This window comes from Paenibacillus sp. J31P13, from assembly GCF_056269295.1.
Genome location: NZ_JBWDNR010000001.1, coordinates 303830 through 326504, shown reverse-complemented (window position 1 = coordinate 326504; position 22675 = coordinate 303830). Strand labels below are relative to the sequence as shown.

Below are 22675 nucleotides of genomic sequence, written 5' to 3'. Positions count from 1 at the left end.
TTTCCGAACGACTCGTTAGATCGTCATTCGTTTACCGCTATCTGTATCGAAAAATAAAGCCTTGGACATATCCGGTACAATACGAATCTTCTCATTTTCCTCGCAATGATAATGAGCATGAACCCTTACAACAAGCAGTCGATCTTGCCCGATATGCAAATGCAGGAAACGATCGGCTCCCATCAGCTCGCTTACCTTGTACTCTCCCGTAATAATGGCGTCAGAGTACAATCCCTCCGGTCCGATATTTTCTGGTCGTATGCCAAGCGTTATTCGCTTATTCACTTTATTGTGATGGATAAGCACACGCGCAGCCTCTTGAGGAATGGGCAATTCAAACCGTGAGGTTCTGAACTTAAGAACCCCTGGCAGCTCCTCCGTCACTTTTCCCTCAATAAAATTAATTTGCGGTGAGCCTATGAAGCTGGCTACAAACATATTGTTAGGCGTTGTATAAACGACCTCCGGCGTATCGATTTGTTGGATGACACCATCCTTCATGACAACAATGCGATCAGCCATTGTCATCGCTTCAATTTGATCATGCGTGACATAAATAAACGTAGCGCCAAGCGTCTTATGCAGCTTAATGATTTCCATGCGCATTTGTACGCGAAGCTTGGCGTCGAGATTGGACAGCGGCTCATCCATAAGAAATACCTGAGGATTACGAACAATCGCTCGGCCAAGCGCAACTCTCTGACGTTGTCCGCCAGAGAGCTCCTTCGGCTTTCGGTTCAAATAAGGCTCAATCTCCAGCACGCGAGCAGCCCGCCGAACCGCCTGATCAATCTCATGACGCGGATGCTTGCGAAGACGAAGACCGAAAGCAATATTTTCGAAAACACTCATGTTCGGATAAAGTGCGTAGTTTTGGAATACCATCGCTATGTCGCGATCCTTCGGAGGCAAGTTGTTTACGAGCTGCTCTCCGATATAAACCTCGCCCTCGCTTATATCCTCCAGTCCTGCAATCATGCGCAGCGTGGTCGATTTTCCACAGCCGGATGGACCGACGAACACCAAAAATTCTTTATCCTTTATTTCTAGATGGAAGTCATTGACGACAACCTGTTTGTCTTTGCCATACCGCTTGTATAGGTGGTTAATACGGATGCCTGCCACAAGCCCACCCCCTTATCATTTGATCAATCAATTCTGTATTTACTGTGTTTTTCCAAGTGTTTCGAGATCCTTCTCGATCGCTTCCTGCGCCGTTCGCAACGCTGTATTGACATCTTGACCGTTAACCGCTATGTTTTTCGCTGCTTCATTTACATGTTTGCGAACCTTGCTCTCGAACTTATGCGGTCTAATGACATTGCGCGGCTCTGCTTTGAAAATATTTTCAATCTTCTTCCCTTCTAATACTGGAATATCTGCGCCGTACAGCTTCTCGAACGCTTCATTCTCTACAGTCGGAATTCGGCCGTTGCGAGCAAGCAGCTCTTGTACTTCATCCGATAGTACATTTGCGATTACTTGGAAGGCTTCATCCTTATGTTTGCTAGCTTTCGTCACGATTAAAGAGTGAACATTAGCCGCTTTGCCTGTTCCGAGGTTCTCACTAAAGTTAGGGAAAGGAGCAAAGTCCCAGTTCAGCTCGATGCCTTGCTGACGCAATTCTTCAAGCGGTCCTAACAAATGAGCGATATTGAAGGGAAGCATAGCTAAATTTTGTTCATTGAAGAATATGTCATCATCATTCGCATATTCAAAGCGGCCATCAGTTCCAATATAGCCTGGAACCTCGAAGCTCTTTTGCAAGGTGTCGAACACCTTTTTCCAGCCTGCTGTCGTAACATCCGCTTTGCCTGTATCTGGGTCTACAATAGATAGATCTATACCTGTTGAAATATTGGTTGGACCGAACAAATCAATGCCGATATAGTTAACGCCGTTATCCGTTCTCGTCACCTGCTTTCCAAGCTCGATCAGCTCATCCCATGTGGACTGATCATCCTTCGGATACGGGGCGCCGAATTTATCGAAAATGTCCTTATTATAGAAGAGAACAGGAAGATTAATGGAGAATGGAATAGCTGCTAACTGGTCTGGCTCTGAATATTTTTTGATCGTATCGAGAACCACTGGCTTCAAATGACTCAGATCTGTTTTGTACTTATCTACATAGGGCTGTAAGTTCTCCACTAAATCCAAATCCTTATAGGTTGTCGGAAGGAATGCCGTACCTGTGAAAATAATATCTGGCACCGTACCCGACGTAATAAGCGGCTCCAATTCAACATCCTCGGGAGCATCTACCCATTCAAGGGTAATATTCGGAAATTTTTTCTTTGTCGGCTCAACTAATATTTTTTGGAATTCCGTTTCTGTAACTGTAATTCCGGCTCTCAGCACCTTAAGCGTAACTGGCTCTGAATTGTCCGCTTTCACAGCTTCTGTTTTATTGTCCATTCCTGCCGCTTTGTTTGAAACGGTTGGTTTGCTACCTCCATTGGAAGAGCATGCTGACACCATCGCCAATACCAAAATGATACTTATGAGCAATAATCCTTTTTCTCTCATACTGAAGCACCCGCCTTATTTGATTTCAAATTTATGTCCATAAAAAAAGAAGACGTACTTCTAATTTAGAAGCACGTCTCCGTTTATACGGTCGACCCTATAATACAATTATTTAGCTAGGACATTTTCTCGGAACGCCTGTATGCCATCACTTGGCCCTAAGTACGATTAATGAATAACGAGGTCACAAGCCTCTTCCGGCATCCAGCGATTATCTTTGCCTTCCCATTTCACATTGCAGCCAATTGGATTCGTCAACGCTACGGCAACCTCACGTCCTGCTAAATAATCATCCAACGCATTTTCCAAATCATTGACAGTAATTTTCTCTGCTTCTCTCGGCGAGTCCGTAGCGCGACCTGTATAGATAAGCTTGCGATCCACATCAAATACGAAGAAATGCGGTGTTCTTAATGCGCCGTAAGCGAGTGCGGCATCCTGTTTCTCATCATAAGCATACGTCCAAGGAAATCCGTTCTCGTCTATCCGCTTCACCATGTTCTCATATGAATCATCAGGATATGAGGTTACACTGTTTGAGCTTATGCCGATGAAGGAAACACCTTGCGGTGCATATTTATTAACGGTTTGACGAGTTCCCTCATCGGAGCCTTTAACAAAAGGGCAATGATTGCTAGTGAAAAATACGACTAAAACCTTAGAATCAGCAAAATCAATCAAGCTATAACGCTTACCGTCCGTTGCAAGCAGGTTAAAATCCGGCGCCTGTTCACCAATTGTTAATGTAAAGGCCATAATATGCGCATCCCTTCTTCATTTAAAATACTTCCTCCGGTATTTTGTAATAAAAAAAGGAGACATTCCCCTAGTAGGGTATGTCTCCGGTTATCCGGTGGATCAGTTAATCTGATATTATCACATTATTCCTACCTGTCAAGTATGTTTAATTTTCTTCATGGTCTGTCACTCTATAATTAGAGCCACTTGGTTTCATTATTTCTTTTTTTTCAAAACGCACTTGACCGAAACCTATCACAAAGTATAAGATGACGACATGAATAACCAACTAAACAACTGTGAATAGTATTTTTAGTGGATTGAGGGCTCGCTAACTGTCTCGCTGCAGCATAACGAGGCCCTAGACAATCGACCGTTCAAACGGAGATGCACGCTTTATGTGCATCTCCGTTTGTTGTTTATTGGGGTGATGAATGGCTGGTGCAACCTAAGGAGGTGATAAGCGCATGTCCCATTTAGCAAATGAAAATCGATGTATGCACTGTAAAATCATTAACCGTATTCTTCCTTTGTGATCAACAAGGAGCTAAAAAACAAGATCTATTCGAGGTAAATAAGAGAGGGGTTTATTCTTTATGAAAATTCGCTTATTATCACTTATCGCTATTATTATTTTGACAATGATTACAGGCTGCGCTGGGCAAAGCGAGTCGAAAGAGAGCAACAAAGATGGAACGAAGAACCAAACTCCCGCAGCAACAAATGATTCTTCAACAAAAGAGCCTTCAGCAGCGCCAGTCACCCTTAAGTTTTATGTCGGGGGAGGAACGCTAACGGATACAGAGTTTAACACATTTTTCGTAGAGCCTGTAAAGAAAAAGTTTCCAAACATCACACTTGAACTCGTCAAGCCGGCAGAGGGTGTAAAACCAGCAGAGGTGCTCACCTCAAATGATGTGCCTGATATCATCTACTTAACAAGCGGCTCCTATCATGCTTTTCAAGATTTAGAGGTAATGGAGGATCTGACACCGTATATTGAAAAATATAAATTTGATACTGCTACTTTAAAACCTGTTTTGTTTGATACCATTAAAAACTTCTCGCAAAAAGGAGAAATTTTCACATTGCCATTCTCCTCTAACGTTGCAGCTTTATTTTATAACAGGGATATTTTCGATAAATTCGGAGTAGCCTACCCTCCTGACGAACAGCTTACTTGGGATCAAGCGCTCGAAATTGGTGAGAAGCTGACGCGGACAGACGGCGGTGTAAACTACGTCGGTATTGATCTGAACAACGGACCTGCTACACTACAGCGCAGCTACGGTATCGGAGCTCTAGATCCTATAACAGGTAAGCCGATACTCCAATCTCCACAATGGCAAAATGTTTTCCGTGCTTTAAAGCAAAGCTTTGATATTCCAGGATTTGTTCAAGGCGACAAGTATACGTATGACCGCGATGCGTTCCTAGTAGATCAGAACATTGCTATGCGACCAACCCTTCTCGCTAACGTAATTGGGCCTCTAGAAGAGCTGCGAGCACAAGGCAAGCCGCTTAACTGGGATATTGCTCCGATTCCGAACTTTAGTGACAACCTCGGAGTTAACAAGGAAGCAAATGTTCACTCTCTCGTCATTTCAAGCGTAAGCAAGCATAAGGATGAGGCATTCCAGGTCATTGCCCACATTTTATCAGAGGAAGTACAGACGATCGTTGCAAGAAACGGACGCGTGCCTGCTATCGTTAATCCTGGGCTGGAGAAGCAATTCGGAGCGGATATCGAGGTGCTGAAAGATAAAAAGATCGCAAATATTTTCACAACAGAGCCATCCGAACTTCACGTGCATCCACTCGAAAATGATGTTTCCAAGCACTTAACGAAAGCATTCGAGGATATTGCCCTGCATGGCATTGATATTAATACAGCAGCTCGAACAGCGGAGGATGCTATTCTGAAAGAGCTGGAGACGATCAGTAAAACACAATAATAACTAGTTAAATAGCTATTACAAAATAAAGGATGCCTCCTTGCAGACTAGCTGCTTTGGAGACATCCTTTTGTATGCTAAAAATTAATGGCGTTTGCTTGTTGCAGAGTTCAATTTATTCGTATCAAATCGTTTTCGCTCTGTCCGATCTATTTGTACAATTTGTCCGTCATGAACCGTAATCTGAACACTGCCGAATTCGATACCCAATACCTGCTCCTTGATTTTTTTCAGCCATGCATCTGTCAATTCCACAGATCGAGTCATCTAACATCCTCCCTCTACATTTGAAAATTGTTAATAAGGGAAGCCGTCGCAGTGACAACGTTCCCTTATTGACCTCGTTTTTTATTTAACTGGAATAGGTAAAATACTCTCGCTTAAAGGACGGCGACCCGTCGGAAGCTCTAGATTGTGGAAGGAGGCATCCAAAGTATCCAGATCACCTCGATAGCCTAATGCAATGACTGCATGAGTCGCAAGGTTTTCTGGGATTTGCAGAACTTCGCGCGCTATCTCATGATCAAAGCCTCCAACCGCTCTTGTTGATAACCCTAGCAGTTTGGCTTGCAGAGCCAGTGTTGCCCATGCCGCTCCTGCATCAAAAGCGTGAGCGCCGTTCACATCTCCATTTTCCTTAACCCTCTCGGAAACGAGGAGCAGCAATACAGGAGCTTTAGACGTCCACAGTTGATTTCTTGGCTTGATAAAGGATTGAAACAGCTCATGCTCGTTCGCATTCTGCGCAACGTAGAAACGCCATGGCTGGGCATTGCTAGCTGAAGGTGCCCAACGCGCCGCCTCTAACACCGTATGAAGCACCTCATCACTGATTTTCTGATCCGAATAAGACCGCGGTGACCAGCGATTCAAAATAAGAGGATGTACAGGGAAATGGGGTCTCCTGTTCTCCGCTACCTCTTTGTTGTAATGCTGTAAAACTTCTGCTTCCGTGTTCAATCCAACTTTACTCATGTTCATTCATCCCCTAATCTTCTTATAATAATAGAAATGATTCCGTTGTTTTTATGAGTTCATAGCTTTTCAATCGGATTAGCTCGTTTGCACCTTAACGTCAGATACGCCAGCAATTTGCACGGGTCGAGGCGGCAATATTCGATCAATAAATGCAGTCTGATCAATGGATGCCAGCTTTGTGCGTCCAGGCCCCCAACCAATCTTCTTTCTCCAGCTCCCCAATATACCTTGCTCCGCCAGCTCGCTCTCATTGACCTCAACTTTTTTATCCGCATATGGCGATACATAAAGCGCATCAACCGGGCAATAGGCTTCGCATATAAAGCAGGTCTGGCAATCCTCTTGACGTTTAATGATGGGTGCAGCATCGGGAACCTTATCGAATACATTTGTCGGGCATACCTTCACACATAAATTACATTGTATACAACGATCATCGCTTACGAGCTCAATCATCCTGCTTGCACCCCCTTCAGCTTCTCAGGCTCAGGAGAAGCATTCAAATTATTTCCCGGGTCATTCGCTTGCTCAGGCGCTTCTGATTCCGGTCGTACTTGAATATCCTCAAGACCTGCTACAAGCAGACGATATTGCTGCTTCGGATCGACATCAGGATATTCTGCAAGTCCGTGAAGACCCGAACCGCGTGTCTCTTTCCGAGCTAGCGCAGCTGTATAAATCCATCTCGCAGTCGCTGCCATTGCCGCGGCTTCTCTGGCATGTACGCGTTCATGAACGGTTTCAGGAGCTTGCTCATTCACCTTTGGCCACAGCTTATGAAGCCTCTCAAGAGACTCCGTTATGCCAGCTTCTGTCCGGAAATAATTGATATCAAGCGAGAGCATCTCATTTTGTATCGCCTTGATCAGCTCGCGAGTATCAACAACAGCAGCAGCCTCAGTCCCTTGAGATTCATTTCGCAAACCATATTTCCCAGCAGCACGAAGCTGGCGTGTTTCCGCATCAATACCGCTCGATAATGCAAATTGAGCTGCGCCTTTTCCAGCCCAAGTACCCGAACAAATCGCCCATGAAGCGTTAAAAGCACCTCCGCCTGATGCGGCACCCGTAATGCGTTCTCGCGATGCAGCATCTCCTGCTGCATAAAGCCCACGAACCGTTGTTCCGCATTCCTCGCTTATGATTCGGATTCCGCCCGCTCCACGAACCGTGCCTTCATAACGAAGCGTAAGTGGGAATGGCTCCTTAAATACATCGATGCCAGCACGGTCATATGGCAAGAAGAAAATAGCATGTGAGCTTCGAAGAATCGCTTGTTTCTCAGGTGTATCTGCCTTATTCATAATGGCGTACACGGGACCTTTTTGCAGATGCTTAGCTAAGAAATCTCCTTTTCGAAGACCAGGAAGTTGATTCCCATCTTGATCATAATAGGTCGCCCAACCAAGAAGACGTGATCTCGTATTCGTGCTGAATGCAGGACTCGGTGCAAACTGCCGAGTAAACTCCATACCTGAAAGATCAGCCCCAAGCTCAGACGCCATCAAATACCCGTCGCCAGTCAGTACATTGCAGCCAAGCCCTTTGCTTAAAAAAGCGCAGCCTCCCGTAGCAATAACTACAGCATTAGCTCGTACCTCCCATTCCGCATCCTTCTGACGCGATATACCTCGTGCACCGCCAACCCCATGCTCATCAGTCAGAAGCTCTAATGCTGGTGAATGATCTAATATTTTGACGCCAGCCTTCTTGACGACACGACGCATTAAACTCATATACTCAGGACCCTGCAGATGATCTCGCATTGGTGTGCCATTCTCATCTCGAACAAAGGGATAGCCCCATTTCTCCACGAGCTCCAAATTAATATAAACCTGATCCAGCACGCGATGAATCCATTCACCCTCCGCCAAATAACCGCCCGACTTTAGCCGCGCTTGTACGGCTGCTTCTCTCAGTTCCTTGTCAGGCGGCAAATAGAGAAGATTTGTCCCTCCGGCAGCAGTCGCACCGCTTGAGCCGAGATAACCTTTATCGACAAGTACCACCTTGGCGCCTTGTGATGCCGCACTCCATGCTGCCCATGCGCCAGCTGGTCCTCCGCCAATAATTAATACGTCTGCTATTAGTTTTATATTTTTATCTTCACTCATCATCATGCCTCCTTCTTAGTCCAAACTTGTACATTCACATAAAAAAAGAGACGTAGATTCGCTATCGAATCGTACATCTCCATTTGAATGGTCAATGGCCACAAAAGATCACTTATAATTCCTAGTGGTATAGTATGAAATTAATTTTTATAGTATCATCGAAGCTATTTATTGTCAACAGATTTATCCCTTGGGGATAATCGAATCATTCGAAATCCCCCATTATCATCTGATCCAATGTCGTTCCAGCTAGAACCATGGGATATACATTCTCATCCTTCGGGATGACAAACTCAACAAGTACAGGACCAGGTGTCTGAAGAGCCTCTTGCCAAATACGGGACGCCTCTACTTTGTTGCTTGCTCTTAATCCCTTCATTCCATATGCTTCAGCGAGCTTTACGAAATCGGGACTACCAGCAAGATTAATCTGGCTAAAGCGTCTCTCATACATGAGTTCCTGCTGTTGCTTAACCATCCCTAATACTTGATTGTTAATTACGACAATTTTGACAGGAATATTATGAATAGCACAAATAGCCATCTCTTGTGCGCACATTTGCATGCCTCCGTCACCATTTATAGAAACCACAAGTCGATTTGGATTTCCGATCTGAGCACCTATTGCAGCCGGGAAGCCGAATCCCATTGTTCCAAGTCCTCCCGAAGTAATCAATGAGCGGGGATGCTTGAACTTATAAAATTGTGCAGTCCACATTTGATGCTGGCCTACATCCGTTGTAATGATCGCATTCCCTTGCGTTGTCTCATTGATCATTTCTAAAACATATTGAGGTTTAAGCTCCGTTTCGGAATCCCTGTAGCGCAATGGATACAGTTCTTTGTTTTCCAGCACCTCAGTGATCCAACGGTCTGATTGAGAAGACACTGCTTTTTTATTTGCATATTCGAGAACCGCTTTTATATCGCCGACGCATGCTATATCCGTTTTGATGTTCTTTCCAATTTCTGCAGGATCAATGTCAATGTGAGCAATCCGTTTGGCATGCGGAGCAAAACCATCAAGTTTCATCGTTACCCGATCATCAAATCGAGAACCAATAGAAATAACTAAATCTGCGTTTTGGATTGCCATATTCGCTGTATACGTTCCATGATGTCCTAGCATACCAAGCCACAGATGGTGATCACTTGGAAATCCGCCCAAACCAAGCAATGTAGTTGTCACCGGAATGTTCGTTTTATTTACGAACGCAAGGAGCTCATTTGATGCATTGGAATAAACGACTCCCCCTCCAGCTATAATCATTGGCCTTTCCGATTCCGCAATAACTTGAATGAGTTTATCGATCTCTGTTTGATCCGGACTCGGACTCGAATGGTAGCCGCGTAAATTCATTTTGGTAGAAGGTTGTAAAATCATTTTATGATTGGACACGTCTTTAGGGATGTCGATTAATACCGGTCCTTTCCTTCCCGTGTTCGCAATATGAAAGGCTTCATGAATAATCCGAGGAAGATCATGCACATCACGAACGGAGTAATTATGCTTCGTTATTGACATTGTAATACTAATGATATCCGCTTCCTGAAATGCATCAGTACCCGTAACGGTTGTTGGAACATTGCCAGTAATGATAACAAGAGGTACAGAATCCATATAGGCAGTAGCAATACCGGTTACTAAGTTTGTCGCTCCTGGACCAGATGTGGCGATACAAACGCCCACTTTTCCTGTCGACCGAGCATAACCGTCTGCAGCGTGGATAGCTCCTTGCTCATGTCGAGTCAGGATGTGTTTAAAGTCTGGATTATTTACCATTGCATCATAGATGTATAGGACATTTCCGCCCGGATATCCAAATACACATTCAACTCCCTCCAGTAGTAATGTGTGTAAAAGAGCCTCTGATCCTGTTATTAATTCCTGAGAGTGCTGATGCAAATTGTTCGTAGACATTTTGGGTTCCTCCATTTGACTTCCTCCTTAAATATAAATAACCCCTCTCATCCCTAGGCGACAGAAAACAACTGTCTAGCCTAGGGACGAAAGGGGTAAATTTTCGTGGTACCACCCTGATTTACTGAAATCTTGCGATTCCAGCCTCATGAGGCAAGGTTCTATCCTTACCTTCAGCACGATAACGTGTACCATTCCGTTTGAGTCTACTGGCAGAACCACCAAATCGTTAGTTTCCGCTTTCGATCAAAAAGCTCCGAGACGACATCATACAAGGTTTATGGCAAAGGTCTCAGCATTTCCTTTGCTCTCTGAACATAAAGTCCCCTGTATTTTATTCTCTTCAACGCTTATTTTATTTCAAAAATATAAAACCCCTCTCATCCGCAGGCGACAGAAAACCAACTGTCTAGCCTAGGGACGAAAGGGGTAAATTTTCGTGGTACCACCCTGATTTACTGAAATCTTACGATTCCAGCCTCATGAAGTAAGGTTCTATCCTTACCTTCAGCACGATAACGTGTACCATTCCGTTTGAGTCTACTGACAGAACCACCTAACCATTAGTTTCCGCTTTCGATCAAAAAGCTCCGAGACGACATCATACAAGGTTTATGGCGAAGGTCTCAGCATTTCCTTTGCTCTCTGAACATAATGTCCTTGTATTTTATTCTCTTCAACGCTTATCGATTATTTTGTTGGTAATATATTAGCACAACGTCTAGGATGTTACAACGTACAAACATAACCTAAATACAGATATTTCTAGCTTACATACTAGTCATTTTCCTTCTTTTTTCACCTCTGTTTCCCATCCATCATAATCTCCATCAAACCTCTCTGACATTTCCACCAAATAGTCTGTTAGCTCATCAACCAAATTAGCATGCAGTTCACTTATTTTTGAAATAACGATAGAATAATTATCATTACCTTTAATTTCATTTATGATTTCAAACTGCTCTTCTAGAATCGCTTGTTTAAATGCCTCTCTATTATCTGCTTCTTTAAAATAGATCCAATGCTCAATGGACCGCTCAACCGTTAAAGGGTCTCCCATATCCTCAATAGACTGGATTAAATTACGATTACTAATATGTTGAAGCTGATACTTGTTGGGAAAGAGATAATCAAAATAAAATTCCCATGGTTCATTTTCATTAATAGAATAAATTCTATATTCATACTGATGCTGAGCTAAGTAATTCTCTGCTAAGTTACGAATATGATCATACTCTTCCTCGGAACTATAGTAATAAACATCTCTCTCACCATCCGTAGTTAGTCTCCCAACATTAATATAGTTATTCCCTAATGAGTCATTAATTAAATCCTCTAGCTCATTAAATAAATCTGCTTCAGCATGAATAGCGAAGCCATTATCGTTGGGATTTTTAATGAATATCTTTAAAGCCAGAGGAAATCTGTAAATACTTTTATTCGTCTCATCAGCTACATTCATATCTAGCACAATTGATGCAATCTTATCTTCAATATATGGAAAATAAACATCCCAATGCTCTGACATATAGAAACCCCGTTTCGTTTTAGATTAAAAAGCTAAATACATCTCTGTCAATTATTTTTTCCAATTCTTACAAACTAGTATATACATACACACTGAAATCTATCAATTTACATATACTGATTGCAAGTTTAATAAAGGAGATGATGCTAGTGTCCAAAAAGGAAAAGTTTAAAAGCTCGGGAAGTCGAAGTGGCGGTTCCAAAAGCTCTGGAAACCGAAGTCAGGGTTGTAAGAGTTCAGGGGATCGAAGCGGCGGTTTCAAAAGCTCTGGAGACCGAAGTCAGGGTTGCAAAAGTTCAGGAGATCGCAGTTGCGGTTGCAAAAACTCTGGAAACCGGAGTCATTGCTGCAAAAGTTCAGGAGATCGAAGCGGCGTTAACCTCATTCTTTCGCAGATTGGAGTAGGCACACCGAATATCAGAATTCATTTTAGCGGCGGATTCCATACTGGAATATTCTTAGGCATTGTTGCCAATAGTGTCGTTATTAATGTGAAGGGTGTCGTCTCTTATATTAAGATTACTACAATTACTGCCGTCGATGTGGGTGTCCGCTGCAGGTTAAAAAGAAAAACCAAATGTAAATGCAAAAAAAAACACTAAATAAGGAAACTGGAGTTCCTGCAACTACGGAATTCCAGTTTTCCAATCCCTTTAATTTTCGATACTCATTTAGGCTTCGAAACAGCCACTGATTGATTTAGTTTCCCCTTTAGTTCCCTATAAAATCACTCTGTTTTATTGATATGAATAGCTTTACTTCTTAAAGCCATGATCCGTAATTGGCTTGTAACACTTAATATAGTGAATATTGGAAATATCAAATCATTCATAGCGTACACATCATCAAATAATGGTTCTATACCAATTATTATAGCCATAGGGATCGAAATTGCTCTTACAACAATCCAAGCTGTAAGTGAATGCCACATGAATATTCTACTCATTTTGGTCTCAACCACCTTTCACGGTTAGCTTGAAACGAAATTAGACATCTTCATTTAAATGAGCTTTCATATACATTTCTAAATCCGGACCTTGTGAATTTGCTAATATGTGATCGACCCAAGCCCCCCTCTCATAATGAAGAACTCGCATCTCCCATACACACATATTAGGGCCGCTAAGCGTAATCTCTTGCATGTCACTAGGAGACTCAAATGGTGATCATTAATAGGTTACATAGAACATTCGGGGAAATCATGAGATAAATTGAAATCATACACTATATATTCTCCAAAAATTGACTATGACCTTTCAATAAAGAAGGCCGCCGATTTAATAATCGGCAGCCTTCTTCCTATATTTGCTCAATAACCTCATCTATTTATAAATAACGCTGCCACCCTTAACAAACTCCTGCGCCTTCTCTAACATACCTGCTTCAAATGTATCCTGTTCCTCTTGCTCCAGAACTCTCGTAGATTGACGGATATCATGTGAAATCCTCATGCTGCAAAACTTCGGTCCGCACATGGAACAGAAATGTGCCGTCTTAGCTCCTTCGGCTGGCAATGTCTCATCATGATATTCGAGTGCCCTCTCCGGGTCCAATGATAAATGAAATTGATCACGCCAGCGAAATTCAAAGCGGGCTTTAGAGAGAGCATTGTCGCGATCTTGCGCACCCTTATGTCCTTTTGCTAAATCTGCTGCATGAGCTGCTATTTTGTAAGTGATAACTCCTACACGTACATCTTCCTTATTCGGTAAACCAAGATGCTCTTTAGGAGTGACATAACATAGCATAGCCGTGCCGAACCAACCAATCATCGCCGCGCCAATGGCAGAAGTAATATGATCATAACCGGGAGCAATATCTGTCGTAAGTGGACCTAATGTATAGAAAGGAGCTTCATTGCACATTTCAAGCTGCTTATCCATATTCTCTTTAATCAAATGCATTGGCACATGTCCCGGTCCTTCGACCATGGTCTGAACATCATGACGCCAAGCGATTGCGGTTAATTCTCCCAATGTCTCTAATTCAGCAAATTGTGCTTCATCATTAGCATCAGCAATGGAACCTGGACGCAGCCCATCACCTAGTGAGAAAGAGACATCATACTTCTTCATGATTTCGCATATTTCTTCAAAATGTGTATATAAAAAGTTCTCTTTATGATGTGCAAGACACCAAGCCGCCATGATGGAGCCGCCTCTTGATACGATGCCTGTCATTCGCTTTGCAGTAAGCGGAATATAGCGAAGCAAAACGCCAGCATGAATGGTGAAATAATCAACCCCTTGTTCGGCTTGCTCGATAAGGGTATCGCGATAAATCTCCCATGTTAAATCTTCTGCTTTACCATTCACTTTTTCTAGTGCTTGATATATGGGTACCGTTCCAATCGGAACAGGAGAATTACGAATGATCCACTCACGCGTTGTGTGAATGTTTTTTCCCGTGGATAAATCCATGATGTTGTCTGCACCCCAGCGTGTCGCCCATCTCATCTTCTCCACCTCTTCCTCTATGGAAGAGGATACCGCGGAATTTCCAATATTGGCGTTGATCTTCACCAAAAAATTCCGTCCGATGATCATCGGCTCACTCTCTGGGTGATTGATATTCGCTGGAATAATGGCACGACCGCGCGCGACCTCATCCCTTACAAATTCCGGTGTTACGTTCTCACGAATGGCAACGTACTCCATTTCCGAAGTAATGATTCCCTTACGTGCATAATGCATTTGAGTGACATTCTTTTCTCCTTTTGCTCGCAGCGGTTTTCGTTGAAGCGCTGGAAATACTTCAGCCGCGGCTTTACCCTGCGCGTTTCCGTTATCTTCAGGCTTTATGGCTCTTCCTTCATAAGCTTCTGCATCTCCGCGTTCCTCGATCCACCTTAAGCGATTGGGCTGCAAGCCTTGACGGATATCCGTATGGGCATCGGTATCCGTATAGGCACCACTTGTGTCATAGACTTGAATCGGTGCATTCTCCTCATCTCCGTGAATGCCCGAGGTTGGACTGAGTGTAATTTCCCGCATGGGCACCAAAATGTCTGGTCGTGAACCCTCTACATATACTTTTTGACTTGCTGGAAAAGCTGATAGATTAATTGGATCCTTCTTCATTTCGCTTGTCATCTCAATTCCTCCTATAGGGTGATTTGATCAAGCGGAGTATGTTCTACTCCATAAAAAAGGCCGCCCCTGAATAAGAGGCGGTCTTAGAGTAGACAAATAGAAATAAAACTCCATTTCCTCCGCTGGCATTATCCAGATCAGGTTTGACGGTCGATAGTTATAACTATCCTCTCAGCCTGGTCCCACCAAGCTCCCGTGACTATATAATTGCTACTCAAGAGTATAACTCAAAAGTAAGAAATATCCAAGTATACTTCATCATTTAAAAGCAATCATGGGAGAAATCCCATTAGTTTTTTTACCTGGTTTGCATTTTCTGTCGTAGTGAGTATTTCTAGAAGTGTAAAGGCTACTGTAAAAGCCGTTGATGGGTTAAATGAAGTAATGATATGGTTATCTATGACGACGGGTTGATCTGGAATGACGTTTGCTCCCATCTCTTCTAATTGAAATTGTCGCTTACGATTATTTAGATTATAGGTCGTCGCGTTTCGCCCCTTTAGAATCCCACTTTTACCAAGCGGCAGCGCCCCTACACAAATGGATGCGATGATTTTCCCTTGTCTATCAAATTCACGGATAAATTGGAGCACATCGGCGCGATAGGCATCTTCGTAAAAACCGGCTTCTTCAAATCCGCCTGGTACGGCTAAAGCATCAAATTGTTCAGCTGTCACCTCTGATAAAACCTTCTCAGGTATTACCGTAAAATTCCAGGTGCATTTCAGTTCCTTTCGTGTTCCAACTGTAACAAGTTCCGTTGATCCATCTCCCTCTGCTTTATTCCATCCGATCACATCTGTAAACACGCTTGCTTCAACGGCTTCAAAACCATTCGGTAGAAGTAAACATACTTTTTTCACATGAATCATCTCCTTTGTATTGAATCATATGATAGAATAACTCATCAGTAAAATTGAAATAACTAATTTATATATTTAGAATTTCTGATAACAATCCCGATACATGGAGGAGATAGAAATCGAAATCCGTCAATTTCAATCATTCAAAGCAGTCGTGGAGTTGAATAGCTTCACAAAGGCAGCTCAAAGTCTCCAGTACTCACAGGCATCTATCACTTCTCATATACAGCAGCTTGAAGATGAGATTGGTGTTCCTTTGTTTGACCGATTAGGCAAGCAAATTCAACTCACCATGGTAGGGCAGGAACTTTATCATTATGTAGTAGAGTTACTGTCCGTCTATTCAAAAATTACACATATTTCTTCTGATGACTCCACAATAAAAGGTGATCTCCGCATAGGTGCATCCGAAACGATGACCGTATACAAACTTGGAGAGGTGTTATCCACGTATAAAATGCAATATCCAGAGGTTACGATATCCCTAATAAATGATAATTGTATGCCTCTGCGTGAACGACTGCATTCAGGTGAGCTAGACATTGCGATAACATTAGAACCACAGGTTAGCGATCCACAACTAATAACTGAAGTCTACTCCGAAGAGCCTTTGGTCTTTGTAGGGGAAAGTAACCATTCGATTAAAACCATAGAAGAGGCAAATGGTGAGTGTATCATTTTTAGTGAGAAAAATTGTTCGTTAAGACGATTCTTTGAAGGATATTTAGTTGAGAAGGGAATTGGGACATCTAATTATTTGGAATTCACAAGTATGGAGGCTATGAAACAGTGTGTTGCAAGCGGATTAGGGATTAGCTTGATGCCAAACATAAGTGTGGAAGCATTGCTGCGAGACAATAAACTGAAAATGATAGCATCTTCTTGTGAAAATCTTATGTTTTATGCCCAAATCTCTTATCATAAAAATAAATGGTTGTCCAAAGCTCATAGGAAGTTCATTGAGATGGTTTTGAGCCATGATTCTAAATAGTCCGATGATCTTTAATAAAAAAAAGAAGCCCCAAAAGGGACTTCTTTACCTAGTCTTTAATTGCTGCTATCATGAGGAAAATAGGACGACGAAGCTCATCGCGCATGCCGTCAATCGATTCCAGCATTTCTTGCGTCGGTTGAGGCTCCGAAACCTTCGTAATTCTAAAGCCTGCTTGAATCAGTCCGTTCATATGAGTAGCAACCGTTCTATGGTATTTAACGACATCATTGTCCAAAAATCTTGCATGCCGCGACCCTTCACTGCTGTAATCATCAACTGGCCAATGCAATCTCTCACCATTCGGTCCGTAGTGCCAGTCTTGTGCAGCAAGCGCAGTGAAAACCGGATGTTCAAATGAGAGAACGAAAGTCCCGCCAGGGGCTAAGCATTCATAAATTTTGTTGCAAATACTATCGAAATCCTCCACGTAGTGGAGTGCAAGCGAGCTTAGCACCACATCAAATTCCCCTGCTGGAAAATCGATGTCTTCGATAGCAAGTCGTTGATACGAAATGTCTGAATCATTGGTCATCGCTCTAGCCCGCTCCAACATATTCTCTGAAAGATCTACGCCCACCACTGACTTAGCTCCCAGTTCACGCGCATATCGGCAATGCCAGCCAAAGCCACAACCAAGATCAAGCACCTTTTTATCGCGCAGCTCAGGAAGCATTGCACGGAGCTCCGTCCATTCCCCAGCAGCATTTAGTCCATCAACCGAACGAGGCATCTGGCTGTAATTTTCAAAAAAACCTAAATCATCATATTTATTTTGTTTCATAAAATGAAAGCCTCCACTATTGAATATTATTGTCTGGTCAAAAAATAATGTTTTGTATTGAGTCTCTAACATTCTTTTTAGATGACTTGAAATTTCTTAAGGGCATATGCTAAGCCATCCTCATTAACGCTTTTCGTCACGAAATCTGCCTTTTCTTTCAAACTATCGCTTGCATTTCCCATGGCAATCCCAATCTTAGCCGCTCGAAGCATCTCTATATCATTTCCACCATCCCCGAAGGCCATTGCTCCTTCCGAACTAATGTTAAAATGTTTTAATACCTTTTTTAATGCTCTCGCTTTGGTGTTGCCTTTTCTCTCAATATTATACGCGTTTGGTATATTACTTCCCCAATGATAAAACTGAAGATCGCTTGACCATTTATTATAATCTTCAATAACACCCTTGTCTAAAAATAAACACATACCCATATATTCCACAACATGCTCAGGGAACAGATTCGGAATCTCATGGCAATCTATATGTTTCAAAATGGGTAGAGCAATCTCTTTCGCTTGTCCGTTTGAGTATGATTCTTCTATGCCGAAACAAGATAAATGATCGCCCTTTACATGGCTTATTTCGACCAAACGATCAGAGTCTTCCTTGGAAATAGGGTCTTTGTAAATTTCTTTTCCATCCAATCTTATGTAAGCACCGCTAAAGTTAATAAAGTTATGAACACCAAGCAATTCCCCTACCGACTTTGCAAAAAAGTATGATCGACCCGTAGCTAATACGACATGAATACCTTTTTCTTGTAATTTCTTGATGCTTTGAATAGCTGATACCGGTACTTTCTCTGTTTCATTATCTACAACGGTTCCGTCAACATCGAAGAAAACAATTTTTATACTCATTAAATTCCCCCGCTATGGTTCCATTCTATCATTAATGCGAATAGACCTGCTTTCTTCTAAGCTTCAATCATAACCGCCTTCTGCTGCTGGCAGTTCCTTATATACCGCTTTTTCCTCAACGATGTTTCGTATAAATTCTCGTAATTCCTTTAGCTGCTTGGCATCATCCGTTAGCTCGCAATTTTCCTCAGACCATACAAACGCTTCTTTTTTCCCAGCTACTGTTACTTCCCAATTATCAACACTATAAGGAGTCTGTAAGCACCCTTTTTTAGATGGTTTGAGCTTTTTCTTTCCCATTATATTAATCTTTTTCATTTTCTCATAAATACTTTGCATCTCATCCGTTGTAAAAGTAAAGCTTGCATTCGCAGTTCCCTTCACAACCAAATCTTTTGTAATTGTATCATCATAGGTATTAAATTCATTCTTATTAACTTCTCCGTAACCGTAACGAACCAAGAAATCGAAGTCGCTGGGCATTTCATTTGGCATACTATTTTGAACCTTATTTACTTCCTTAGTCCGATTCTCAACATTGGAGTTTGCCCCCCGCTCCGTTTCCGTACTACAGCCACTAGTCATCAATAATAGAACAAATAACATAGAGCATAATCGTTTCACATCTATTCCCCCTTAATTTTTCCATATAAAAGGATAGACGAAACTAGATCATTATTGTTGCAAACCCTTATCTTTCCCAGACTCTTGCCACATCCATCAAGACTAATCCATCGAAACGGAGTTTATAAATATCGGGCATATCTAGTCCCTTCCAAAAACTAATGTCATAGGATTTATCATAATACTTCATGATTAAGACCATCATGTTGCCATGCGTTCCAACCGCTATATTTTTACCCTTATTATTTTGCAAAAGCTCAAACAAGGCTTCTACTCCTCGTTTTTGTGCCACAACATTTGACTCTCCACCTTCCCATGCAAAAGATTCATCTTGCCATACCTTTGTTATGGCACTTTCAAAATCATCAATAGGATTAGAGGATAGCTCTCTTTCTTTGAATCCTTCTTTTATTATGATTTCAGTCCTCTTATTCTTAGAAATTCCTTCTACCGTCTCTATTGCACGCCTATAAGGGCTTGATATGACAATATCTATTTTCTCCTGTGAAAGAATTTGAGTTACTCCCCTTGCATCTTCTAGACCACGCGAAGATAGAGGTCTCCCCCTCTCATCTGCCGTATAAACCGAGTGTGCATGCCGAACCAAATAAATAGTCGTTATCATTTCTCTTTCCTCATTTCCGTTCAAATGATCCATCTCCTCGTTTATTTGAATCCTATATTTATTTGTGAGTTTTACTCAATGAAAGCTCCCCTTGCAAGGGAGATATTATCCAACTTATTAAATCATTTTCCGAATCACAAGTATAGATTAATTAGAAATATCTAACTCCTCATGAGAAAAAGAGCAGGCGCCACGGCACCTGCTCTGCAATCGTAAATATCCCATTTACGTTTCAATAAAACTTATATGTTTTAATCCTCTTGTTATACGTTTATGGAATGCTTCGTACGAGCGATTTGCGTAGCTTCAACCATGTTGCGCAAGGAAGCGACCGTTTCTTCGAATCCGCGCGTTTTCAATCCGCAGTCCGGATTGATCCAGAAAAGCTTTGGATCCAGTACTCGCAAGGCGCGTTCGATCATACTCGTCATTTCTTCCACTCGTGGAATACGCGGACTGTGGATGTCGTATACACCTAAGCCGATACCCAGCTTATAAGTATTCAGCTCAAAGCTGTGAATCAATTCACCATGGCTGCGTGATGTCTCGATTGAAATAACATCTGCATCCATTGCTTCAATGGAATTAATCATGTCATGGAACTCACAATAACACATATGCGTATGAATTTGTGTCGTGTCCTGAACCGTACAGGTAGTCATGCGGAATGCTTTGACAGCCCATGCTAAATAGTTCGCTTGATCCTCTTCCTTAAGCGGCAGTCCTTCACGAACAGCAGGCTCATCAACTTGAATCATACCAATACCTGCATCCTCAAGCGCCTCTACCTCTTGTCTAAGTGCATAGGCAAGCTGGTAAGCGATTTGCTCGCGCGTGATGTCTTCGCGGACAAACGACCAGTTCATTATTGTAATCGGTCCCGTCAGCATTCCTTTTACAGGACGGTCAGTCTTGGACTGAGCATACTTGGTTTCCTCAACAGTCATCGCTTTCTCGAATGCTACATCTCCAAATATAATTGGCGGTTTTACGCAGCGGGAACCATATGACTGTACCCAACCGTATTGGGTGAACGCGAAGCCTGCAAGCTTCTCGCCAAAAAATTCAACCATATCTGTACGTTCAAACTCACCATGTACAAGTACATCCAGTCCAATCTCTTCCTGAAGCTTAATCCAAATATCAATCTGCTCACGAATAAAGTTAGCATACTGCTCGTTGTTCCAATCACCCTTACGCCATTGTTGACGGGCTTTACGTACCTCTGCTGATTGCGGGAAGCTGCCAATTGTCGTTGTTGGAAAAATCGGCAATTGCCATTTTTGTTGTTGCGCAATATGACGCTCAGCAAAAGGCAGATTACGTTCTGGATTTTTCTCACTAATAGCAGCGACTGCTTGTTGAATTTCATTGCGATTACGCTCGCCAGATTGTTTGAGTGCCTTAAGGGCATTATCGCATTTTTCCAGCTCGTCTGTAATCAATGCTTCACCTGAAGTAACTGCCTTCACTAGAAGGACAATCTCATCCAGCTTCTCATCGGCAAATGCAAGAGCACCTTTTAGTTCTGGTAAGAGTTTTGCCTCATTTTTTACCGTGACCGGAACATGAAGCAAGCTGCATGAAGACTGTACAATTAGCTGTTCTGCCGTTACAAGTTGAGTCAACTCTTTTAAAAGATTCAGTTTATCGCGCAGCGACGCCTTCCAGATACCACGGCCGTCGATAACTCCTGCACCGAGAACCTTGTCTGATGGAAAACCGATTTTTTTAATCGATGATAGATTTCCCGACAGTCCATGTACGAAATCTAGTCCAATTCCTTTGACTGGCAACGCTATGATATCGCTGTAGTTTTCTACGGATTCAAAATAGGTTTGCAGCATGATGTTCAAGTTAGTCACTGACGAAGCAAGTGTCTCATAGATAGTCTTAAGGCGCTGAAGATCAGCATCGTTTAATTTTGTTACAAGAATCGGTTCGTCTATTTGTACCCACTGAACCCCTTCACGCTCAAGCTCTTGCAGAATCTGTACATAGAGCGGAAGCAATCTTTCCAGCCAAGCATCCGTCTCAGATTGGTTGTATCCTTTTGACAGCTTCAGGAAAGTTAAAGGTCCTACAATAACTGGCTTCCCTTCTATGCCGAGCTTTTCCTTAGCTTCTAGGTATGCTGTTAGAGGTTTATTTTCTGTAAGAACCGGTGTTGCTCCATCCAGTTCAGGTACGATGTAGTGATAGTTCGTGTTAAACCACTTGGTCATTTCACTTGCAGTCGCATCCTTTGTCCCACGGGCAATCCCATAATAAAGTGACAATGGCACAACGCCGCCCTCATAAGAAAAGCGCTTTGGAATAATTCCAAACATAGCAGCAGTATCTAGAATATGATCATAATAGCTAAAATCATTTACCGAGATGAGGTCAATTCCCTTCTCCTGCTGCTTACGCAAATGATTCAAACGAATTTCTTGCAGCTTACCGTGAAACTCTGATTCTTCGATCTTGCCTGACCAGAACGCTTCAAGTGCTTTCTTCCATTCGCGATCTGCACCAATACGTGGATATCCCAATACACTGCTTTTCACCATCGTGTAACACTCCTATACAAATTGTTACAAGAAAGATATCACGTATTAGCTGTTATAGTGTAACTGTATTAAGCTATACCTAGTTATAGCCTTTAGCTATACCCTCGTTTCACTTAGCTGTAATCCTCAATCGCTGCTATTTTTCCTGCTTTTATCTGAAATAATGACTCACCTTTTAGTTGAATCCTATCTCCACTTTTCAAACCATTTGGCAGGTTAACACCTAATATCCCTTCATAATTAATTTGCACTTCTACCTTTTCACCTATAACGTGATAGGCAGTAATGGTTTGAGACCGACTAGAGAAAAGTTTTGACGACTTTTCTGCCAACTCTCTAAACCCTTGTATGCCTTTGATTTCCGTGTTAACTTCACCATTTGAAACATTTCTAAACTGGATATCCTTATGTAAAAGATTGATCATACCCTCAACATCGAATGTATTATAAGCCTCAATATATTTTTCAATAATAGCTTTCGTCTCAGAATTAATCATGGCCGCACTCCTCTCATGGATATA

Annotated in this window: 20 protein-coding genes, 1 riboswitch and 2 other annotated features; of the genes, 3 read left to right on the top strand and 17 right to left on the bottom strand. The window is 42.3% G+C overall.

Going from position 1 to position 22675, the window contains the following annotated elements; genetic code table 11:
• Positions 1–15: 15 nt before the first annotated feature.
• The 3 genes from AC0YOD_RS01280 to AC0YOD_RS01270 all read right to left on the bottom strand — a co-directional run bounded on the left by AC0YOD_RS01280 (position 16) and on the right by AC0YOD_RS01270 (position 3285).
• A complete protein-coding gene (locus AC0YOD_RS01280) occupies positions 16–1125 on the bottom strand; it encodes an ABC transporter ATP-binding protein (RefSeq protein WP_475797440.1) in 1110 nt (369 codons plus the stop codon).
• Between the two features lie 39 nt (positions 1126–1164).
• Positions 1165–2529 carry an ABC transporter substrate-binding protein gene (locus tag AC0YOD_RS01275; RefSeq protein WP_475797439.1) on the bottom strand — a complete coding sequence of 455 codons (1365 nt, stop codon included), beginning with the start codon at positions 2527–2529 and terminating at the stop codon, positions 1165–1167.
• A 168-nt stretch (positions 2530–2697) separates the two neighbouring features.
• Positions 2698–3285 carry a thioredoxin family protein gene (locus tag AC0YOD_RS01270; protein ID WP_475797438.1) on the bottom strand — a complete coding sequence of 196 codons (588 nt, stop codon included), beginning with the start codon at positions 3283–3285 and terminating at the stop codon, positions 2698–2700.
• A gap of 578 nt (positions 3286–3863) precedes the next feature.
• Here AC0YOD_RS01270 and AC0YOD_RS01265 point away from each other — a divergent pair.
• Positions 3864–5222, top strand: coding sequence for an ABC transporter substrate-binding protein (locus tag AC0YOD_RS01265; protein ID WP_475797437.1), 1359 nt, complete (start codon positions 3864–3866; stop codon positions 5220–5222).
• 84 nt (positions 5223–5306) lie between these two features.
• On the opposite strand, the gene AC0YOD_RS01260 is transcribed toward AC0YOD_RS01265, so the two are convergent.
• The 6 genes from AC0YOD_RS01260 to AC0YOD_RS01235 all read right to left on the bottom strand — a co-directional run bounded on the left by AC0YOD_RS01260 (position 5307) and on the right by AC0YOD_RS01235 (position 11763).
• Positions 5307–5489, bottom strand: coding sequence for a YezD family protein (locus AC0YOD_RS01260; RefSeq protein ID WP_475797436.1), 183 nt, complete (start codon positions 5487–5489; stop codon positions 5307–5309).
• A gap of 81 nt (positions 5490–5570) precedes the next feature.
• Positions 5571–6197 (bottom strand): nitroreductase family protein, encoded by a 627-nt coding sequence (locus AC0YOD_RS01255; RefSeq protein ID WP_475797435.1) that lies wholly within the window; start codon positions 6195–6197, stop codon positions 5571–5573.
• Between the two features lie 78 nt (positions 6198–6275).
• The gene (locus tag AC0YOD_RS01250; RefSeq protein WP_475797434.1) at positions 6276–6656 is read right to left on the bottom strand and encodes a 4Fe-4S binding protein; all 381 of its coding nucleotides are present in this window, start codon (positions 6654–6656) and stop codon (positions 6276–6278) included.
• A complete protein-coding gene (locus AC0YOD_RS01245; RefSeq protein WP_475797433.1) occupies positions 6653–8314 on the bottom strand; it encodes an FAD-dependent oxidoreductase in 1662 nt (553 codons plus the stop codon). Before AC0YOD_RS01245 ends, AC0YOD_RS01250 begins: the two co-directional genes overlap by 4 nt.
• Before the next feature lie 205 nt (positions 8315–8519).
• On the bottom strand, positions 8520–10250 hold the full coding sequence (ilvB, locus tag AC0YOD_RS01240) for a biosynthetic-type acetolactate synthase large subunit (RefSeq protein WP_475797432.1): 1731 nt from the start codon (positions 10248–10250) through the stop codon (positions 8520–8522).
• Between the two features lie 64 nt (positions 10251–10314).
• Positions 10315–10591 (bottom strand) — a binding site (T-box leader).
• 57 nt (positions 10592–10648) lie between these two features.
• Positions 10649–10924 (bottom strand) — a binding site (T-box leader).
• A gap of 92 nt (positions 10925–11016) precedes the next feature.
• Positions 11017–11763, bottom strand: a complete 747-nt coding sequence (locus AC0YOD_RS01235) for a DUF695 domain-containing protein (protein ID WP_475797431.1) — start codon at positions 11761–11763, stop codon at positions 11017–11019.
• A gap of 189 nt (positions 11764–11952) precedes the next feature.
• Between AC0YOD_RS01235 and AC0YOD_RS01230 the strand changes: the two genes are divergently transcribed.
• Complete coding sequence (locus AC0YOD_RS01230; RefSeq protein WP_475797430.1) at positions 11953–12168, top strand: hypothetical protein; 216 nt, start codon at positions 11953–11955, stop codon at positions 12166–12168.
• A 917-nt stretch (positions 12169–13085) separates the two neighbouring features.
• Here AC0YOD_RS01230 and thiC read toward each other — a convergent pair.
• Positions 13086–14855, bottom strand: a complete 1770-nt coding sequence (gene thiC / locus AC0YOD_RS01225) for a phosphomethylpyrimidine synthase ThiC (RefSeq protein WP_475797429.1) — start codon at positions 14853–14855, stop codon at positions 13086–13088.
• Between the two features lie 97 nt (positions 14856–14952).
• Positions 14953–15062: riboswitch (TPP riboswitch) on the bottom strand.
• 65 nt (positions 15063–15127) lie between these two features.
• Positions 15128–15718, bottom strand: a complete 591-nt coding sequence (locus tag AC0YOD_RS01220) for a DJ-1/PfpI family protein (protein ID WP_475797428.1) — start codon at positions 15716–15718, stop codon at positions 15128–15130.
• 103 nt (positions 15719–15821) lie between these two features.
• Here AC0YOD_RS01220 and AC0YOD_RS01215 point away from each other — a divergent pair, with 103 nt between their 5' ends.
• The gene (locus AC0YOD_RS01215; RefSeq protein ID WP_475797427.1) at positions 15822–16709 is read left to right on the top strand and encodes a LysR family transcriptional regulator; all 888 of its coding nucleotides are present in this window, start codon (positions 15822–15824) and stop codon (positions 16707–16709) included.
• Positions 16710–16758: 49 nt separating this feature from the next.
• On the opposite strand, the gene AC0YOD_RS01210 is transcribed toward AC0YOD_RS01215, so the two are convergent.
• From AC0YOD_RS01210 to AC0YOD_RS01185, 6 genes are all read right to left on the bottom strand, one after another.
• Positions 16759–17493 (bottom strand): class I SAM-dependent methyltransferase, encoded by a 735-nt coding sequence (locus AC0YOD_RS01210; RefSeq protein ID WP_475797426.1) that lies wholly within the window; start codon positions 17491–17493, stop codon positions 16759–16761.
• Between the two features lie 77 nt (positions 17494–17570).
• A complete protein-coding gene (locus AC0YOD_RS01205) occupies positions 17571–18353 on the bottom strand; it encodes a Cof-type HAD-IIB family hydrolase (protein WP_475797425.1) in 783 nt (260 codons plus the stop codon).
• Between the two features lie 63 nt (positions 18354–18416).
• On the bottom strand, positions 18417–18977 hold the full coding sequence (locus AC0YOD_RS01200; RefSeq protein ID WP_475797424.1) for a hypothetical protein: 561 nt from the start codon (positions 18975–18977) through the stop codon (positions 18417–18419).
• A gap of 67 nt (positions 18978–19044) precedes the next feature.
• A complete protein-coding gene (locus tag AC0YOD_RS01195) occupies positions 19045–19602 on the bottom strand; it encodes a histidine phosphatase family protein (RefSeq protein ID WP_475798334.1) in 558 nt (185 codons plus the stop codon).
• Positions 19603–19865: 263 nt separating this feature from the next.
• Positions 19866–22154, bottom strand: coding sequence for a 5-methyltetrahydropteroyltriglutamate--homocysteine S-methyltransferase (metE, locus tag AC0YOD_RS01190; RefSeq protein WP_475797423.1), 2289 nt, complete (start codon positions 22152–22154; stop codon positions 19866–19868).
• Positions 22155–22267: 113 nt separating this feature from the next.
• Positions 22268–22651: a nuclear transport factor 2 family protein gene (locus AC0YOD_RS01185; RefSeq protein ID WP_475797422.1), complete on the bottom strand. Its 384-nt coding sequence runs from the start codon at positions 22649–22651 to the stop codon at positions 22268–22270.
• Positions 22652–22675 lie beyond the last annotated feature (24 nt).

What these genes read in the sequence shown, in the direction of transcription:
- AC0YOD_RS01260 (WP_475797436.1), bottom strand. Translation starts at nt 5,489, where the DNA reads ATGACTCGATCTGTGGAATTGACAGATGCATGGCTGAAAAAAATCAAG.
- AC0YOD_RS01235 (WP_475797431.1), bottom strand. Translation starts at nt 11,763, where the DNA reads ATGTCAGAGCATTGGGATGTTTATTTTCCATATATTGAAGATAAGATT.
- ilvB (WP_475797432.1), bottom strand. Translation starts at nt 10,250, where the DNA reads ATGGAGGAACCCAAAATGTCTACGAACAATTTGCATCAGCACTCTCAG.
- AC0YOD_RS01265 (WP_475797437.1), top strand. Translation starts at nt 3,864, where the DNA reads ATGAAAATTCGCTTATTATCACTTATCGCTATTATTATTTTGACAATG.
- AC0YOD_RS01210 (WP_475797426.1), bottom strand. Translation starts at nt 17,493, where the DNA reads ATGAAACAAAATAAATATGATGATTTAGGTTTTTTTGAAAATTACAGC.
- AC0YOD_RS01195 (WP_475798334.1), bottom strand. Translation starts at nt 19,602, where the DNA reads ATGATAACGACTATTTATTTGGTTCGGCATGCACACTCGGTTTATACG.
- AC0YOD_RS01245 (WP_475797433.1), bottom strand. Translation starts at nt 8,314, where the DNA reads ATGAGTGAAGATAAAAATATAAAACTAATAGCAGACGTATTAATTATT.
- metE (WP_475797423.1), bottom strand. Translation starts at nt 22,154, where the DNA reads ATGGTGAAAAGCAGTGTATTGGGATATCCACGTATTGGTGCAGATCGC.
- AC0YOD_RS01205 (WP_475797425.1), bottom strand. Translation starts at nt 18,353, where the DNA reads ATGAGTATAAAAATTGTTTTCTTCGATGTTGACGGAACCGTTGTAGAT.
- AC0YOD_RS01255 (WP_475797435.1), bottom strand. Translation starts at nt 6,197, where the DNA reads ATGAGTAAAGTTGGATTGAACACGGAAGCAGAAGTTTTACAGCATTAC.
- AC0YOD_RS01250 (WP_475797434.1), bottom strand. Translation starts at nt 6,656, where the DNA reads ATGATTGAGCTCGTAAGCGATGATCGTTGTATACAATGTAATTTATGT.
- thiC (WP_475797429.1), bottom strand. Translation starts at nt 14,855, where the DNA reads ATGACAAGCGAAATGAAGAAGGATCCAATTAATCTATCAGCTTTTCCA.
- AC0YOD_RS01275 (WP_475797439.1), bottom strand. Translation starts at nt 2,529, where the DNA reads ATGAGAGAAAAAGGATTATTGCTCATAAGTATCATTTTGGTATTGGCG.
- AC0YOD_RS01215 (WP_475797427.1), top strand. Translation starts at nt 15,822, where the DNA reads ATGGAGGAGATAGAAATCGAAATCCGTCAATTTCAATCATTCAAAGCA.
- AC0YOD_RS01270 (WP_475797438.1), bottom strand. Translation starts at nt 3,285, where the DNA reads ATGGCCTTTACATTAACAATTGGTGAACAGGCGCCGGATTTTAACCTG.
- AC0YOD_RS01185 (WP_475797422.1), bottom strand. Translation starts at nt 22,651, where the DNA reads ATGATTAATTCTGAGACGAAAGCTATTATTGAAAAATATATTGAGGCT.